Below are 18,494 nucleotides of genomic sequence, written 5' to 3' on the forward strand. Positions count from 1 at the left end.
AAAGGTATCACTCGGGCTTGTTCAACACTTGGGATAAGGACGCGGCTACGCGCGGCCTATCCTTATCTGTTATATTTTATTTAGTAACCCTATAAGTTTCTCATGGTTTGGTAAAAAATAATGCCTTGCAACGTCGTTTACGTTTTTTGGCCAAAGGAGTAATGCACCATTAGACTTGATACGCCAATTTTGTTCATTAGTAGCATTTTTAATAATGAAAATATTTTCATCTCTTGAGTAGCCTTTGACTTTTTTTGATATTTTAGTACTCATTATTTCTTTTATTTGGTTGAGTATCTCTTTATTGGAAATTTTTTGAACGTTGATATGGCCCGCAGTAAAGACCTCAATACTTTCTATTTCACTTATAGCATTATTGGAAGAGACAGCTGTTTCCTGCAACACCTCCTGCTTCCCTTCGCAAGGGAATTGACTAAAAGTAACTGATCCATCAGCTTCTGTACATTTGTAAACTCCAGCAAATAAATTAGTAGAAATTAAAATAGTAAGTACTAGTAGCTTTCTCATATGCTTCCTTAAAATATAACAGCTTATTAGCGAGAATTCCGATAAACACCCCAAGGCCACTTACCAAAACTCAATCACTTTTAAGCATGATTTATTAATAATTTTAATAACTTAACAGCCATCAAAGTTTAAATCAATCGACTAAATAGTGGATAAAACCGAGAATTGAGATAACCGAGAATTATCTTGGGTCGTTATGTAAACTTCTTTTAAGCCAAAACGCGAACTTTTCAATGATATAGGATTGTTTGACTGGTAAACCCGAGAATTTTTTATTAGTTTTTATTAGTTTTTATTGGCAAGGTTGTCTTATATCGCTACTTCTATCTAATCCATTGCCTGCCGCAGGCTTTTGTGCAGATACAACTGCGAGACGCTACAAGTACGTCCATGTAAGCTCTGCCAAAACATCCATGTTTTGGAAGCTCGCTGCTGCATCTACACTGGGTTTATTGTCTCTTCGATTTGACGGTATTTGTGGCAATGATAAGCATAAAAAGATCTAAATATAAAAATCTAAAAGACTCAATTTGAATTGAGGACGTTGAAGAAAATAGCGTGAGGCTGACAGGACGTCAGGCTAGCTTTCGTCGGGCCATGGACGGCCCATCGGAAGCGGTAGCATTTTCGAATAAGTCAGAAGTTAGCACAAACGAAGTTTAAAGCTGGATCGATCCCCCGTTGGAAATCTTTCGCTTTTCAGAAAATTTCGCCGGGGCTGCTGGGGAGATGCAAGAGGGGTGAGCAGTTTCACCCTTCTTGCTCTGGTGTGGGCGAAGCGCCACGACTTTGATTTTTTTTTCAAACGATAACTTCAAAATTTGAAACACGTTTTGAAGCAGAAATGCGTTACTCCCAACCCGTTTCAGTTTTCAAAAAATGGCTCTCAACTTCTCATTTAATCAAAATACTGTTATCAACAGTATTAGTCCCAAATGAACTCACGAAAATGCTTACGACATACTGACTCATAGCTTTCGTTACCACCAATCGCCACTTGCTCGCCTTCACGCATTGGTTTGCCATTGCCATCAAGACGCACCACCATGTTAGCTTTACGGCCACAATGACAAATGGTTTTTAACTCAACCAATTTATCAGCCCATGCTAATAGGTATTGGCTGCCACTAAACAGCTCACCCTGGAAATCAGTTTTAAGGCCATAACACAGTACTGGAATATCTAAATTATCCACCACGTGAGTTAATTGTTTCACTTGTTCTTTACTTAAAAACTGCGATTCATCAATTAAAATACAATGCAGCTTTTGGCTTTCAAGCTCAGTTTCAATCATCTTAGATAAGTTATCTTCAGCACCAAAAACTTGCGCTTCAGTTTCAATCCCTATTCTTGAGGCGACTTTTCCCACACCATAACGATCATCGATTGACGCTGTCATGACTAGCGTATTCATTCCGCGTTCACGGTAGTTATAAGATGATTGTAGAAGTGATGTTGATTTGCCAGCATTCATAGCCGAATAATAGAAATAGAGTTGTGCCAAAACAGAAGATCCTTATTGTTATAATCGCCGTTATTCTATCATCGAATCGACTTTTAAATAAGCCGATTACAGATTTAATAGCGTGAAGCTGTTAACAGGTTTTCTGGCAAATTACTGAGGCTATAACAACTAGCAAGTAAGGCGTGACAACCGTAAACCTCGCATACATTAACAAAATTTACATTCTGCAATAAATTAGATCACAGTTTTACGCTCTGTTAAGTCCATAACAATTACAGGCATCACAAAACCCAACATTCTTCATATACGATTAAGAAACAATTGATAAATTGCATAAACAATTATAATTAAGGAAGTAGAAAGTCGATGCATAAAACAATTGTCGCAGTAGCCATTGCTACTACCCTCGCTTTAGGCGGTTGCAGTTACAACAATTCAAACAACTCAACTGAAACAGCAACACAAGAGGCTGCAGTGCAACAGAATCCACTATTACAAGCCAGTGTTTTACAGTATCAGGCACCTGACTTTAGCCAGCTTAAAGATGAGCATTATCTGCCAGCCCTTGAGCTCGGTATGGCGCAGCATTACCAACAAATTTTGGATATTGCCGCTAACCCAGCTGCCGCCACGTTTGAGAATACCATTGCCGCAATGGAAAAAAGTGGCGCTTTACTAACCCGTACCTCGAGCATTTTCTATAACCTTACAGGTTCAAATAGCAACCCAGAGCTGCGTAAAGTACAAGGTATTATGGCGCCTAAAATGGCTGCTCACTCAGATAACATCAACCTGAACCCTGAGCTTTTTGCCCGTATTCAAACCATTTACGCTAACCGCTTGACCATGTCGCTGACTGATGAAGAAGTCCGTTTAGTTGAAGTCTATCATCAGCGTTTTGTACTGGCGGGCGCCAAACTAACTGAAGCTGAAAAGCAGCAAATCCGTGAGTTAAATGAAGAGCAATCAACCCTCACCAATGAATTTGCTCAAAGGCTATTAAGACTAAGTAAAGAAATTGCTGTAACTGTGGACGATGAGGGTCAACTTGCAGGCTTATCAACATCAGCAATCGCTGCAGCAAAAGCGGATGCCGCTGCTGCGGGATTTGACGGCCAATACTTACTTAACATCACCAATACCACTCGTCAGCCAGTATTGGCGCAGCTAGATAATCGAGCATTACGTCAGCAAGTATGGGAAGCATCTGCTAACCGTGGCTTAACAGGCGAAAATGAAACGGCTTCATTAGTGGCACGTTTAGCACAGCTTCGGGCTAAAAAAGCCAAACTATTAGGTTTCGACACTTGGTCTGACTACCGCTTGGCGCCGCAAATGGCAAAAACACCTGAAGCGGTATATGACATGTTCGGCTCTATGGTGCCTGCGGTCGTTGAAAATACCCAAAAAGAAGCTGCAGACATTCAAGCGATGATTGACAAAACCGGCGGCGACTTTACTCTAGCGCCATGGGACTGGGCTTATTACGCTGAGCTAGTGCGTAAAGAAAAATTTGACTTAGATTCAGCATCAATCAAGCCTTACTTTGAATTTAATCGCGTACTTGAAGATGGGGTTTTCTTTACCTTACAAGAGCTTTACGGCGTAACGCTTAAGCCGCGCCCAGACTTACCTGTGTATCATCCTGATGTAAAAGCTTACGAGATGTTTGATGAAGACGGGTCAAGCATGGCTATCTTCTACGCTGATTACTTTGCCCGTGAAGGCAAACGTGGCGGCGCATGGATGAGCTCTTTTGTTGGCCAGTCAGAGCTATTAAATCAAAAGCCTGTCGTTGTAAACGTGATGAACATTAAAAAGGCGCCTGAAGGCCAGCCAACGTTTGTGAGCTACGATGAAGCAACGACTATGTTCCATGAAATGGGCCACGGTACTCATGGTATGTTCTCAAAAGTGAAATACCCTTCACTAGCGGGAACTTCTGTTTCACGTGACTTTGTAGAATTCCCGTCAACCTTTGAGGAAGACTGGGCCGCACATCCCAAAGTACTTGCTAATTACGCCAAGCATTATGATACGGGTAAACCTATCCCTGATGATTTGCTGCAGAAGCTACTGGCATCAAGAAGCTTTAACCAAGGCTTCGATACGTTAGAGTACATGTCGGCAGCTCTGCTTGACCTAGAATGGCATGCACTGGACGCTGATGCTCCTTTACAGAACGTTGAGCAATTCGAAGCCAATGCTTTGAAAAAACACGGCGTTGATTTGCCTGCAGTGCCGCCACGTTACCGCTCAACCTACTTTGCGCATGCATTCCCTGGCGGTTACTCAGCAAGCTATTACGCTTATATGTGGAGTGAAATTCTTGCAGCTGATGCTTTTGCTTACGTGCAAACTCAAGGTGGTTTAAATCGCGAAATAGGCATGAAGTTTAGAAAAACGATTCGTGAAGTGGGTAACAGTGTACCGCCGATGGAAGCGTATCAAAACTTTAGAGGCCAAGCCCCAACCACTGAAGGATTACTTGAGCGCCGCGGCTTAAATTAATTAGCCTAACGTATACAGTAAATACAAAAATGCCACTCAATTGAGTGGCATTTTTTATATCAGAATATTAAAACCAGTCGTTACTTAGTTGCTATTTTAAGCCCTAATACTGCTAGTACAAATAACACTGAACAAGTAATAAAGCCCATTGCTACAGAGCCAGTAAAACCAAGCACTGTGTAACCGACAATACTGATAACAGCGACAATCAAGGCATACGGTAATTGCGTCATTACGTGGTCTAAGTGATGACAGCTCGCACCCGTTGACGACAAGATGGTGGTATCCGAGATTGGTGAACAATGGTCACCGAATACTGCACCAGATAATACTGCGGCTAACATTGGTAACATCATTGTGCTGTCACTGCCCATCGCCATATCCGCTGCGATTGGCAACATGATACCGAACGTTCCCCAGCTTGTGCCGGTTGAGAAAGCGGTTAAACCAGCAAGCAAGAATAATACTGCAGGTAATAATGCAAACGGGATATTACCAGTAGCAAGGCTTGCCATGTACTTACCTGTTTCAAGCTCACCAATCACTGATGCGATGGTCCAAGCAAATAACAAGATGTAGATAGCAGGTAGCATTGATTTCGCGCCGACCTTAAGGCCAGTAAACATCATGCTAGCACTGATTTTTTGTTGAATTGTCAGTAGTACCGTCACAACTAAGCCCACAAGTGACCCGTAAAATAATGACTCACTCACTTCAGTGTTTTCAAAAGCACCTAGTACGCTAAACTTTAGGCCTTCACTTGCTAGTGCATCCGCACCAGTTGCAACCATAAAGTAAATCGTCGCTGCCACCAAAACAAAAATCGGTAGGAATAGACCTAGAATTTTACCCGTATCTGCTTCTGGTAAATCAGCCGTTGCACCTGGTGGTAAGCCTTTGCTTTCGTCAAACAATTCACCTTTTTGCGCATTACGTTCATGTTGACGCATTGGGCCAATATCTAAGCCAAAGATAGCCACACAAAGTAATAGTAATAAAGCGAAAATGGCGTAGAAATTCATCGGCACCATTTGTAAGAAAACGCTTAGGTGTCCAGTGTCGGCAAAGCCATGTGCCGTTAAAATACCGCCGATTAATGCGATGATATATGCACCCCAGCTAGAAACGGGTGAGATAACACAAACTGGCGCAGCTGTTGAATCGAGCAAATAGGCTAACTTAGCGCGAGAAATATGATAACGGTCGGTAATAGGACGTGCGATTGAGCCAACAACAATGCTGTTGAAGTAGTCATCAATAAACACCACACAACCTAAGAACATCGTCATCAGTTTGGCATCACGCTTATTACGAATACGTTGATGTGCCCAATCGGCAAAAGCGCGAGCTGAACCACTGACTGTGATTAACGCGGTGATCATCCCAAGTACCACTAAGAAGCCAATGATCTGTAAATTCCACGCGTTTAGCGCGCCATCATCCCATACTAGACTGGTTACAGTGCTAAAGAGGTGACTTGCTGCAGTACCTATTGAAAAGTCACTTAAAAGCACCACACCGGCAAGAATACCTAAGCCAAGTGAAAGAAGCACTTTACGTGTGACCACTGCAAGAATAATTGCCACAACAGGAGGCAAAAGCGAAAGTGCCGAATCGGCGTAACTTGTTATCATCATTTTTTATAATTTCTTCGTTGAGTACGAATGGAGGATAACTGATAAGGCAAGACAACGCAGAAAGCGAAGACAAGGATCTTTTCAGTAGCACTCCACAGTAATATCGATATCAACATCGATATCCATTGTTTTATCCTCACGGATAAAAATTACTATGACAGTGCAGCCCCTTTCGGAAACTGCCCCAGCAAACGGTTTTGATATAACCAGTTCGCTTCGGCACCAAATCCTTTCCGTTTAAGTTATTGGTATCACCCAACGTAAACTTACTGATATTTGATGCGCCTCTACTTATGTATTCAGCACAGTGAGAGCCTTATTTGAAGCTCTCTGCCGATACACATCACTATACAAACATAAGCGCGAGGTTAATTGCCAGATAAAAGTAGCTTATCTTGTGAGAAATAACATCACAATCAAAAAACGCCACAGCGGCTTATCAAGGGTGTAACGATTTATTAGCAAGCGTTGTTTTATCCATCAATATCACCATTTCAAGGGATGTTTGACCAAATAGGAGGGGTTATACTATTTTCAGACCTGATTAAGCTGTACTGCTCTACGAGATAATTTTTGTTTGATAAAATCAACGGACTTAATACTCAAACTTAATTTAAGATGCTATTTAACGCTAGACAGTGCGTGCTTGCGTGCGTGCGTGTGTATGTGTCTGTCTGTCTGTATAGATGCGTGACAAGTCATAATCAATAAGTAAATGCCTTGAAAGTATTGCTATTGAATAACAATCATAAACTAATCCCCCCATTAGTTTATGATTGTGTTTCACCTAACAGGTCACTCCCTTTAAAAAGTTAAAGCATCAGATTATGCATTATCAATATAGGCCGAACCGAGATATTTAGGCTAAAGGCTTAATTATTAATACCTTAATTATTGAGTTTAATTATTAAGACTTTAAAAGCCATATAAACTTATCCAAAATGAATAAGTATGCAAATAAAAACAAATCAATGGCTGGGTTATTCACAACGGTAATAAATATCTAAGGCTGAAATGACTAATCTAAAACAAAAATGTAGCTACTGACTAATTTACTCTTGTCTAACTTGAGTTTACTGCCACGCATGGCGATTTTACTGGCTATAAAGCAAAAAAGGTTTTTGCCAATATGACAAAAACCTTCCTAAAATGCATAAAACTTACTGTTTAAACCAGCCTATAAATAATAGGTAAAATACTGATTATAATAAATTAGTAAGTTCTGGAATCGCATCAAACAAATCAGCTTCAAGACCATAGTCAGCGACTTGGAATATAGGCGCTTCAGGATCTTTGTTAATCGCGACAATCACTTTTGAATCTTTCATGCCCGCTAAATGCTGAATCGCACCAGAAATACCCACAGCGATATATAAGTCAGGCGCAACAATTTTACCTGTTTGACCCACTTGTAAATCATTCGGTACAAAACCCGCATCTACTGCAGCACGTGATGCACCGACAGCAGCGGTCATTTTGTCAGCAAGCGCTTCAAGAATGGCAAAATTCTCTCCACTACCCATACCACGGCCACCAGAAACAATCACACCAGCGCTACCTAACTCAGGACGCTCTGATTCAGTCAATGTTTGCGATACAAACACAGTCTTAGCTTCGGCGACAAAATCTACCGCCACAGCTTCTGCACTGCCTTCGTTGCCCACTGCATCAAATGCACTCGTGCGCACAGTTAACACTTTCGTGTCATCTAAACTTTGTACTGTTGCTAAAGCAGAGCCAGCATAGATAGGACGAACAAATGTGTCTGCACTAACAACTTCAATCACTTCTGAAATTTGTGCGACGTCCAATAACGCAGCCACGCGAGGTAGAGTATCTTTACCAACACTTGTCGCAGCGGCCACAACGTAGTCGTAATCGCCAGCAAGCTTAAGCACGAGTTCTGATAAATTTTCAGCCATTTGTGCTTCATATGCAGCTGCATCAGCCACTAAAACCTTACTGACGCCAGTTAATGCTTGCGCAGCAGTAACAGCTGCAGCACATGCACTGCCAGCCACTAATACATGAACATCACCGCCAATGGCTGTCGCAGCGCTAACTACTTTTGCTGTGTCTAATTTTAAACTTGCATTGTCGTGCTCTGCTAATACTAAAATGGCCATAATTAGATCACCTTCGCTTCATTTTTTAACTTTTCAACTAGCTCAGCTACTGAACTCACCATGATGCCTGCTTGACGTTCAGCAGGAGGCGTCACTTTAACGATAGTTTGGTGTGCTTTTAAGCTAACACCTAAATCATCAATTGAAAGCGTCTCAAGCGGCTTACGCTTCGCTTTCATAATATTAGGCAGTGAAGCGTAACGAGGTTCATTTAAACGTAAATCAGCTGTCACAACCGCTGGCAATGGCATTTTAAGGGTCTGTAAACCGCCATCGACTTCACGTGTTACTTCTGCGCCGTCTGCACTCAATTTAAGTTCTGATGCAAACGTGGCTTGAGGCATTTGGGTTAATGCAGCAAGCATTTGGCCAGTTTGGTTGTTGTCGCCATCGATAGATTGCTTACCAAAAATCACTAAATCTGCTTGTTCTTTTTCTTGCACCGCTTTAAGAATTTTAGCAATTGATAAAGGCACTAGCCCTTCATCCGTTTGCACATGAATAGCGCGATCAGCACCAAGTGCCATAGAGGTACGTAGCTGTTCTTGCACAGCTTTAGCTCCAATACTCACCACCACGACTTCAGTCGCACTTCCCGCTTCTTTTAATCGAACTGCTTCTTCAACAGCAATTTCACAAAATGGGTTTAACGCCATTTTTAAATTAGCAGTATCAACATTTGTGTTATCAGCCTTTACTCTGACTTTCACATTGGCATCGACTACGCGCTTTACAGGCACCAATACTTTCATGGGATTTCCTTCTACACCTTCAATGTATGTGGATGGCACATTGGCTATCACCAATGCAATATGGCACAACTTTACGTCCTGTTAACGTTAACGTCAACCAAAGTCAAACACTTGTTTATATCTTTTTTTGTTAACTTGGTCGGTATAAATAAGTTGTATTAAGCATTTATTTATTTATCAGGCGGGATATTTGCGTTTTTTTATTTAAAATTTGTTCATTTAAGGATTTTTTATTTGATCCAATCAAATTTAGTTTCTATTATTAAAGGCGATTCAAGTAACCGTGTTTTTCTACTATTATTTTGTTTTAACATTTTAAATAGTCAAATCAATTTACACTCTCGTTTGATAACAATTAAACAATCTAGAGTTTTGGTAAGTATTATTTAATAGCCACAGAATTACTTGAGATACTTATTAATTAAAATCATTAGGATGCACATTGATATGAGTGACTTTTTAGAAATTTTAACACATGGTCGTCGTTTTAAAGCTGCTGTAAAAGAGTTATCACTAGAAGATTTACGTGAGCTTTCAGTTAAGTTAGAAAAGATTATCACTGAAAGAGAAGAAGACGAAAAAGCTGAATTAGAAGCGAATGCTGAACGTAATGAACGTATAGCCGAAATATTAGCTCAAATTGAAAACAGTGGTTTATCAATTGAAGACTTAGGCGAAATTACTGCTAAGCCAGCACCTAAAAAGCGTGCCCCTCGCCCGGCTAAATACCAAATTGAAGTTGATGGTGAATTAATTCAGTGGACAGGCCAAGGTCGTATGCCAACGGTATTTAAAAACCAAATTGATGCAGGCAAGAAAATGGAAGACTTTTTAATTCCTGGTATGGAATAAAAGTTCACCTTTTTGAAATTAAAGAGCTTACTTCGGTAGGCTCTTTTGTTATCTGCATAAGCCTTTATCAAGTATTTCCACAATCCTGTAAGCCATGTAAACTGTAGGCAATATAGACTCCTCTTTAATGCTCTAAATAAATTAGGCCGTATTATGAACACTTCTCAAACGATTGCGTTAATCACCCTCTTCTCTACAGTACTTTTATCAGCATGTTCAAGTAATTACACCTTTAATAGTAATTTAGATGGTGAAGCTATCGATGAATACTTTAAGCCGACAAGTGTTGAATTGTATATTGACGGTGCAAGCCCCAAAGGCCCCTATGAAATCGTTGGCTTAGTTGAAGGTGAATCTTGTCAAGAAACAGAATCAGGTGTGCCAGCTAATATTGCAGATGCACGCACCCAAGCACGTAAAAAAGCAGTCGAACTAGGCGCGAATGGCTTAATAGTGAAAAAGTGTCTATTAACAGAACAAAAGACCAATACTTGTTATACCCAAGCATTTTGTGTCGGCCAGGCGATTAAAACAGCCACAGCTCAATAACCTTTAAATATATTAGTTATATAAATGAATAAATACTCTGAACAGTCTTTTAATTCTCAAATTGAAGCTGTTGCAATATGTCGCACCCCGTACAAACAAAAGTTTGGAATACCGCGACAACCTGGACTAGTCAATGTTCGTGGCTGGGTTGAGCTTGCTCCCCATGTTAATAACATCGATGCAGTAAGAGGTATTGAGCAATATTCTCACTTATGGCTACTTTTTTGTTTTCACGAAAATTTAGCTCAAGGTTGGAAAAATACGGTTAGGCCACCCAGACTAGGTGGCAATGAAAAGCTAGGGGTATTTGCCACTCGCTCAACGTTTAGGCCAAACGGCATTGGTCAGTCAGTGGTTAAATTACACAATGTTGTGCAACGAAATGGCAAAGTCTGTTTAGAAATATCGGGGATGGATTTATTAGACGGTACGCCAATCATTGATATTAAACCTTATATTCCTTTTTCTGATGCTATTGATAATGCCAGTGGTGGTATTGCGCAATCTGCACCACAATTAATTGACGTACAATTTAGTCAATTAGCTGAAAGCCAATTGGCTGAATATTCGAACGAAAATAAAGTGGCTGATTTAAAACAAGTGGTCAATGATGTTTTAGCTCAAGACCCTCGTCCTGCTTATAAAAAAGCAAAAGCTGATACTAAGATATATCAAGTGGCTTTATATGATATCGATATTTTTTGGCACCTTAATAATGACAAAATTGAAGTGATAGAGATTAAACCCACTTCGGTTTGTTAGCTATTGTTTCTCCCTTACAAACAAGCAAGTATTACTCTTCCATCATTATTTAATATAAGCCCATAACCATGACTCAAGATAAACCTGATTATCAAGCACAACATAAAAAACGTTTGTCTTGGATGCCTTGGCTTTATTTTTCATTAAAAGAAAAACACTTAATCTGGGCTAAGCCTTGGCAAGATGATATTCAGCAGCATTTATCTTCAGTTGAAACCGTCCATATTGGTGAGCAGTGTTTCATCGCGCCAGAAGCAAGGATATTTGCTGAGCGTGGCCGAGATATCCGTATCGGCGACCAATGTATGATTGCTGCTGATGTGTTTTTACATGGCCCTATCACCATGGGCAAAGAAGTCGCCATTAATCATGGTTGCTCGTTTGATGGCGGTAGAGTGGGTATTACCATTGGAGACAGAACTCGCATTGCCAATAATGTCACTATATATGCCTTTAATCATGGCATGTCAGTAGACTCCCCCATATACCAACAACCTGTGACAGCCAAAGGGATTACCATTGGTGAAGATGTTTGGATTGGCGCACAAGCGGGTATTGTCGATGGAGTGAATATCGGTAACCAAGCCGTAGTCGGTATGGGCAGCATAGTGACAAAAGATGTCCCCGAGTTTGCCATTGTTGCAGGAAACCCTGCCAAAATAATTGGCGACAGGCGCGATAAATAACAGAAGCCCTCTAGGACTCATTACACTTACTCAAGGATAAATAAAGTAAGGTTAATTCGCTTATCATCTGCGTTATATTCTTTATTTACATGTATTAATATTTGACGGCATGCCCTAAATCCCATGGACAAATATATAACTAGATTAATAACTTAGCTTTCTCCCCACACGAGTCAACAAACGCTCGCTATTGTGGCACTTACCACTCCCTTTTTCGCCAACCGAGAATAAAGCTTTATACAGTTCAATTATCTGGTGACAACATCGTGGCAAGTGCTAAAATGTCGCCCATTAATAGTTACTAAGTGGACAATGGGAATGCGAGTTAGCAATTACCTGCTTTCAACACAAAAAGAAACCCCTGCAAATGCAGAGGTTGCCAGTCATCAATTAATGCTGCGCGCAGGTTTTATCCGTCGTAATGCATCAGGTCTTTATTCATGGTTACCGAGCGGCCTACGTGTTTTACGTAAGGTTGAAGCGATTATTCGTGAAGAAATGGACAAAGCAGGTGCAATTGAAATCTTAATGCCTTTGGTTCAACCCGCTGATCTTTGGGTTGAAACTGGCCGTTGGGAAAAATTTGGCCCTGAATTGTTACGCTTCCAAGATCGTCACAATCGCGATTTTGTACTTGGCCCAACCCATGAAGAAGTGATTACTGACTTAGTGCGTAAAGAAGTGAGCTCATACAAGCAGCTTCCTTTAAGCCTTTATCAAGTACAAACTAAATTCCGTGATGAAGTTCGTCCACGTTTCGGTGTAATGCGTGCCCGTGAATTCTTGATGAAAGATGCATACTCTTTCCATTTAAACCAAGAATGTATGGATAAGACTTACGCAGCGATGCATGAAGCTTATAACAATATCTTCAAGCGTATGGGCTTAGCTTTCCGCTCAGTGATTGCTGATACTGGCTCAATTGGTGGTGATACTTCGCATGAGTTCCACGTACTGGCTAACAGTGGTGAAGATTTAATTGCTTACTCAACGGGTAGTGATTATGCCGCTAATATTGAAAAAGCAGAATCTCCTGAGCCTACTGCGACTTTAGCTGCGCCATCTCAAGAAATGAATCTAGTTGATACACCCAATGCTAAAACCATCGCTGAGTTAGTTGAGCAATTTAACATCGATATCACTAAAACAGTGAAAACATTGATTGTTAAAGGCGCCACTGAAGAAGCACCTTTAGTAGCATTGATTGTTCGTGGCGATCATGAGCTGAATGAATTAAAAGCTGAAAAGCATGAGCTTGTGCTTTCTCCATTTGAGTTCGCTAGCGATGAAGAAATCAAAGACGTTATCGGTGCAGGCCCTGGTTCTTTAGGCCCTGTTGGTCTTGAAATGCCAATTATCATCGATAAAGATGTTGCGGTAATCAATGACTTCAGTGCTGGTGCTAACCAAGAAGGTAAACACTTCTTCGGCATTAACTGGGAACGTGATTTACCAATGGCTCAAGCCATGGATATCCGTAACGTAGTTGAAGGTGAAGCGACACCTGATGGCCAAGGAGTTTATGCCTTTGCACGTGGTATCGAAGTCGGTCACATCTTCCAGTTAGGCACTAACTACTCAGAAGCGATGGGCGCAACCGTACTCGATGAAAACGGTAAATCTAAAGTCATGATGATGGGCTGTTATGGCGCTGGTGTTAGCCGTATCGTTGCCGCTGCGATTGAGCAAAACCATGATGAACGCGGGATGATGTTACCAGAAACATTGGCTCCGTTTACCGTCGGCATTTTACCGATGAACATGCACAAGTCTCATCGCGTAAAAGAAATGGCTGAACAGCTTTATAAAGATTTAGCTGCTGAAGGCATCGAGATATTACTCGACGATCGTAAAGAGCGTCCTGGTGTGATGTTCAATGACATGGAACTAGTGGGTTTACCACACGTCGTCGTGATTGGTGATCGCAATATCGATGCTGGCGTGTTTGAGTACAAAAACCGCCGCACCGGTGAGAAGCAAGATATCCCATTCGATCAAATTGTTGATTTCATCAAGTCTTCAATCAAAAGCTAATTGATTTGGCGATAATTAAAAACGCACCTTTTGGTGCGTTTTTTTATGCCTAAGCATTTATCGCATCCAATATCCTTTCAATATTTATGCTTAAATTATCGTTCTATTACTCGTCGAACCAGATATTATTAACCATACTGATATCATGGCGTTAGTCATAAGAAAGGAGATCTTAGTTGTCAGAGTCAATTGCACTTGTTTTAGGCGGTGGTGGCGCTAGAGCGGCCTATCAAATTGGGGTATTAAAAGCCCTAGTTCAACTGTATCCGAGAAATCATCATATTCCGTTTGAAATAATCAGTGGCACGTCTGCTGGTGCAATTAATGCGACTTCATTAGCCACTCACGCTTCATGTTTTCATCTTGGTGTGAAAAAGTTAGATTGGGTTTGGCGTCATTTTGAAACGAAGAAGGTCTATCGTTCTTCATTTTGGGGCGTATTTAAACATCTATGTAAAATGGCGCTTAAAGGCTTGCAAAGCGACAAAATGAACACTGATGCTGGCAGCTTATTAGATAACGCGCCACTGCGCGGTCTGTTGAACCAGCTAATTGATTTTCAACGTATTGAACGCAATATTGGTAGTGGTGCATTAAAAGCCATTAGTTTAGATGCTTCAAGCTATAACGACTCACACTCCTATAGCTTCTTTCAAGCCAATAATACTGTGAGTGACTGGAAACGAGCGAGAAGACAAGGAAACCGCTGCACGTTAACTACAGATCACTTAATGGCAACGTCAGCAATACCATTAGTATTTCCTTCGATTAAATTAAACCAAGCCTACTTTGGTGATGGCTCTGTGCATCAACTATCTCCTTTATCAAGTCCTATTCATTTAGGCGCTGACAAAATTATGGTGATCAATCTCGATAGTCCTCATCAGCAACATCATAATGAGATTGATGCTCACCCTAAAACTGCCACCATTGCAGGTCATTTGCTCGATACCATTTTCTCCGATACCTTAAACAGTGACTTAGAGCGATTAGAGCGAATTAACTCAACATTAGCTTTGATACCTGAAAATAATGCTAAACAAATCCATTTACGTAAAATCGATACCTTAGTGATTAAACCCAGTGAAGATTTGAGTGAAATTGCAGCACGATATTTTAAAGAATTACCTATTGCTATCAGAATTTTACTTAAGTTTTTTGGGGTTGATTGTGAAACAGACTCAAGTGTCGTGTCATATTTATTATTTGAAAAAGCCTACACGAGTGCTTTAATTGATTTAGGCTATCAAGACGCTATGACGCAGATTGATACCATAAAGCAGTTTTTTAATATCGAACACTAAGTTCATTTTCGCTGATGATTAACTTTGACTTATTTAACGATGTAAACGGTGACTTATTTAATGATGTAAACGATGACCTTGTGTTATTTGCAGTTTGACAAGGAATATGAAACCACGGAAAAATTAAAGGGATAGATATGAACGCAATAAGGATAATTGCAGTAATCGCCATGCTAATGGCCATTTCAATATTAACAGCTTGCTCTGACTCTCAGTTAAGCTTTGACCCAGATCCTACTAAAGGCAGCTTACATACAGTCAATTGGCCTGGCGTATATCAAGGTACTTTCCCCTGCCCAAGCTGCGATGGTATGAAAACGACCCTCACACTCATCCCACCAAATCAATATACAATCTCCACTGAGCACTTGGGCCAAGACCCGCTACCATTTAACAATAGTGGGCTATTCCATTGGGATAAAACTGGCAACGTCATCTACTTAGATAGAGGCCAGATATACCATGTGGTCGAAGAGAAAATGTTCTTACTCAATGTAGAAAGTGAACGCATCCGTGGTGAAAATGAAGAGAAATACATCGTCAATAAGATTGCCGAGCTACCTAGTCGCCCCGCCATCAACAGTGACTTTATTCCAGCTTCATCTTTAGTAAGAGATTGAACAAAAAAATTCACCGTCATAGGTGATTTTTTTTGCTTTCGTTACAAATTCAAATTAGGTAAAAATGAGTTTGTATTCAACGTGAATACAAGTCATCACTGAGTATAACCAATCAGGTTTTTTAGTGATTATTAATCAGTTTAAGAAACACCTTGGAAAGACAAATGTCTCAATACTACAAATTTGATATCGACGACATCCTTTGGGATAACGAAGTTGACGAAAAACCAAAAGCGAAGAAACTCAAACAACGCAGAAAAGATACTAAGCGTCGTTACGCAGATGATTATGCAGAATTGGATTTTGAAGTAAATCAGTACAATTAAGTGTTTATACTTATTCGATTAAAAGCAAGTTGCTAGGCAACTTGCTTTTTTGTATGTGCTGTTTCTAAAAGCCTGTCATTGATAATATAAATAGCGCGATCAACCAGCAGGTCTGACTCAGTTCAGCTAATTAAAAGCGTGAAGTTCCGCCAATGTAAAAACCATCCTCGAATGATCTGTTTGACTGGTTATCATACTTAAATTTCAGATTACGGTAACCGATAAAAATTGCCATGTTAGGGTTAAAATCATACTGTACTTTTGCACCTAATTCGGTGTAACCATCAACATCTGAAAATGATAATACAGACGGAGCGTAATAAGCATCGCCATGAATCGATATCTTATTGCCTAAAGCCAATGAATAATGACCACCAACAGAAATAACGCTGCCATCTGGATTATCATCAAACCAAACTGAGGTCCATTTAGGACCAATTTCAATCGTATGAGCACCAGTCTGATGAGTCATATGCATAGCAAATTCTGCAAGCTGACCTTTTTTATCAGAATAGATATAACCCGCTTCAAGATTGCTATGAGGGTTTATATTGGCCTTTAGATTAGCTGACACGACATGTTCACTTAAACCAATAGTGATTTCGCTCGCTGTTACGCTTAAAGGTAACGTACTCGCAGCTAACGATGCCGCTAAGATAATTTTTTTCATTTGATAAACTCAGTCTTAAAGTCTTATTTTGCAGGGATTATACTGGCCAAATCCCGTTAGTCTTTAAAAATCAGTTGTATCGTTCAGGCTTCACGCAATACACACACAAAGTTAAAACACATGGACAACAAAAAAAGGAATTTTGTTAATGATTGATACCCATTCACGATGAATTACGTATTCATTAGAGCGGGATTCATCGTGAGTGTGTAAATGAGAAAGTGAGAAAGTGAGAAAGTGAGAAAGTCGATATAATGAACCAAAAAATAAATTGCGCGCAATTTAATTGACTAAATTATTTTCTACTATATAGTGATATTAAATCTATGAGGAGTGTATTTATGAGCCAATCTTTTTACGAGCAAAGCGCAGTTGATATTCAAGGCAACGCTGTATCAATGTCAGATTACAAAGGCAAAGTTGTTTTGGTTGTTAATACGGCGAGTGAGTGCGGTTTTACTCACCAATACAAGCCACTAGAGCACCTATATCAACTGTATAAAGATCAAGGTTTCGTGGTATTGGGTTTTCCATGTAATCAATTCGGCGGTCAAGAGAAAGGCGATGAAGCGACAATTAGTCAATTCTGTGAATTAAATTTTGGTGTTAGTTTCCCTTTATTCAGTAAAGTCGACGTTAATGGTACTGAAGCAGCGCCACTCTATAAGTTTCTTAAATCTTCTGCTAAAGGTCTATTAGGCAGTGAATCAATCAAGTGGAATTTCACTAAATTTTTGATCAACAAAGACGGCAAAGTGTTAAAGCGTTACTCACCAACCACCAAGCCAGAAAATTTAATGACTGAAATTGAAACTTTACTAAAATAATTGATGGCTAAAGTGACAAATAACTGGAGTAAACGGTTTGCTCAAGCATGCAATTAAATTTACACATACCCATTTGTTGTTCGCAATTGCTTGATTTTAAAACCACAAAAATTTATATGCTAAAAACATTAAAATAATTGTATTTTTTTTGAACTATTGTCGCAGGTGAGAGTCTTATTAAATAAGACAGTGTGATTTCACTTTCATCATCTCCCTGGGACTTCTAGCGCGGTCCCCTTGATCTCAAAGTGGATCGATAGGCAATCAATTGATTGCCTTTTTTTATGGCATTTTTTTATGCTTTTAACGAGGGATTGGATGCGGTTCCACCAGCAATTGGCTTAATGACTAGCTTAATGATTGGCCTAGTTAATGACTTAATAAGCACATTAAACAATTTTTAACGTTATTTAACGTTTATTTCAACCTTCTGGGAACTAAACGATTTCTCATCACTCTGAGTAATTGTAGCAAGTGATAAGTCACTAAATTTCCCCCACCATCTTTTGATGATGTTTTAGTATTTGTCTTATCACTTTCGTTTTATAAACGACTTTAGGCTACCTCCATTTTTCATGCTTCATCACTCCCTTTTGGGATTATGTAAACGCTAGCGCCATTACATGATCTCTTTACGTAATTATTTGCAGGCAACCTTTGGGTTGCCTTTTTTTTTACTTTATTCTCAGTATTTCAAGATAGTGCATTAGTTTGTACAGTTAAAAATTATTAGTGATTTTTTCAAATAATTTGAACCTTTTCTTACCTAGGTACTCATAGTAACTGTAGCGAGTTGGTCATGTTTATTTATCTCCAACGTATAACCCCTTCATCACGGGTCATAC

At 39.9% G+C, this 18,494-nt stretch carries 16 protein-coding genes and 1 riboswitch; of the genes, 10 read left to right on the top strand and 6 right to left on the bottom strand.

All coding sequences use genetic code 11. The annotated features are described in order from the left end of the window. Positions 1–69: 69 nt before the first annotated feature. Both Q4600_RS20560 and Q4600_RS20565 read right to left on the bottom strand, forming a co-directional pair. On the bottom strand, positions 70–528 hold the full coding sequence (locus Q4600_RS20560; protein ID WP_303517001.1) for a DUF4124 domain-containing protein: 459 nt from the start codon (positions 526–528) through the stop codon (positions 70–72). 925 nt (positions 529–1,453) lie between these two features. Continuing rightward, positions 1,454–2,032, bottom strand: coding sequence for a thymidine kinase (locus Q4600_RS20565; protein ID WP_303517000.1), 579 nt, complete (start codon positions 2,030–2,032; stop codon positions 1,454–1,456). Between the two features lie 327 nt (positions 2,033–2,359). On the opposite strand from Q4600_RS20565, the gene Q4600_RS20570 reads away from it, so the two are divergent. After that, positions 2,360–4,504: a M3 family metallopeptidase gene (locus tag Q4600_RS20570; RefSeq protein ID WP_303516999.1), complete on the top strand. Its 2,145-nt coding sequence runs from the start codon at positions 2,360–2,362 to the stop codon at positions 4,502–4,504. Between the two features lie 80 nt (positions 4,505–4,584). Here the strand turns inward: Q4600_RS20570 and Q4600_RS20575 are convergent, their stop codons facing one another. From Q4600_RS20575 to Q4600_RS20585, 3 genes are all read right to left on the bottom strand, one after another. Continuing rightward, a complete protein-coding gene (locus Q4600_RS20575; RefSeq protein ID WP_248955097.1) occupies positions 4,585–6,141 on the bottom strand; it encodes a Na+/H+ antiporter NhaC family protein in 1,557 nt (518 codons plus the stop codon). A 77-nt stretch (positions 6,142–6,218) separates the two neighbouring features. Continuing rightward, positions 6,219–6,439: riboswitch (Lysine riboswitch) on the bottom strand. 904 nt (positions 6,440–7,343) lie between these two features. Further along, a complete protein-coding gene (locus Q4600_RS20580; protein ID WP_248955096.1) occupies positions 7,344–8,267 on the bottom strand; it encodes an electron transfer flavoprotein subunit alpha/FixB family protein in 924 nt (307 codons plus the stop codon). Between the two features lie 2 nt (positions 8,268–8,269). Beyond that, a complete protein-coding gene (locus tag Q4600_RS20585) occupies positions 8,270–9,019 on the bottom strand; it encodes an electron transfer flavoprotein subunit beta/FixA family protein (protein ID WP_303516998.1) in 750 nt (249 codons plus the stop codon). Positions 9,020–9,466: 447 nt separating this feature from the next. Between Q4600_RS20585 and Q4600_RS20590 the strand changes: the two genes are divergently transcribed. The 8 genes from Q4600_RS20590 to Q4600_RS20625 all read left to right on the top strand — a co-directional run bounded on the left by Q4600_RS20590 (position 9,467) and on the right by Q4600_RS20625 (position 16,152). Next, complete coding sequence (locus tag Q4600_RS20590) at positions 9,467–9,871, top strand: H-NS family nucleoid-associated regulatory protein (protein WP_102528809.1); 405 nt, start codon at positions 9,467–9,469, stop codon at positions 9,869–9,871. A 153-nt stretch (positions 9,872–10,024) separates the two neighbouring features. Further along, positions 10,025–10,420 (top strand): Rcs stress response system protein RcsF, encoded by a 396-nt coding sequence (rcsF, locus tag Q4600_RS20595; protein WP_102528808.1) that lies wholly within the window; start codon positions 10,025–10,027, stop codon positions 10,418–10,420. Between the two features lie 24 nt (positions 10,421–10,444). Further along, on the top strand, positions 10,445–11,182 hold the full coding sequence (tsaA, locus tag Q4600_RS20600; RefSeq protein ID WP_303516997.1) for a tRNA (N6-threonylcarbamoyladenosine(37)-N6)-methyltransferase TrmO: 738 nt from the start codon (positions 10,445–10,447) through the stop codon (positions 11,180–11,182). A 68-nt stretch (positions 11,183–11,250) separates the two neighbouring features. After that, complete coding sequence (locus tag Q4600_RS20605) at positions 11,251–11,868, top strand: acyltransferase (RefSeq protein WP_303516996.1); 618 nt, start codon at positions 11,251–11,253, stop codon at positions 11,866–11,868. 318 nt (positions 11,869–12,186) lie between these two features. Further along, positions 12,187–13,902 carry a proline--tRNA ligase gene (locus tag Q4600_RS20610; protein ID WP_102528805.1) on the top strand — a complete coding sequence of 572 codons (1,716 nt, stop codon included), beginning with the start codon at positions 12,187–12,189 and terminating at the stop codon, positions 13,900–13,902. A 176-nt stretch (positions 13,903–14,078) separates the two neighbouring features. Continuing rightward, entirely contained in the window at positions 14,079–15,206 is a 1,128-nt protein-coding gene (locus Q4600_RS20615) for a patatin-like phospholipase family protein (RefSeq protein WP_102528804.1), read from the top strand. A 137-nt stretch (positions 15,207–15,343) separates the two neighbouring features. Further along, positions 15,344–15,826, top strand: coding sequence for a copper resistance protein NlpE (locus tag Q4600_RS20620; RefSeq protein ID WP_303516995.1), 483 nt, complete (start codon positions 15,344–15,346; stop codon positions 15,824–15,826). 164 nt (positions 15,827–15,990) lie between these two features. Next, entirely contained in the window at positions 15,991–16,152 is a 162-nt protein-coding gene (locus Q4600_RS20625; RefSeq protein ID WP_102528802.1) for a small highly charged protein, read from the top strand. Positions 16,153–16,282: 130 nt separating this feature from the next. Here the strand turns inward: Q4600_RS20625 and Q4600_RS20630 are convergent, their stop codons facing one another. Beyond that, positions 16,283–16,822 carry a YfaZ family outer membrane protein gene (locus Q4600_RS20630; protein WP_102528801.1) on the bottom strand — a complete coding sequence of 180 codons (540 nt, stop codon included), beginning with the start codon at positions 16,820–16,822 and terminating at the stop codon, positions 16,283–16,285. 341 nt (positions 16,823–17,163) lie between these two features. On the opposite strand from Q4600_RS20630, the gene Q4600_RS20635 reads away from it, so the two are divergent. Beyond that, the gene (locus tag Q4600_RS20635) at positions 17,164–17,649 is read left to right on the top strand and encodes a glutathione peroxidase (protein WP_102528800.1); all 486 of its coding nucleotides are present in this window, start codon (positions 17,164–17,166) and stop codon (positions 17,647–17,649) included. The last annotated feature ends 845 nt before the right edge of the window (positions 17,650–18,494 follow it).

The sequence above is a fragment of the Shewanella sp. 2_MG-2023 genome, from assembly GCF_030548905.1.
GTDB classification, from domain to species: Bacteria; Pseudomonadota; Gammaproteobacteria; order Enterobacterales; family Shewanellaceae; genus Shewanella; species Shewanella electrodiphila.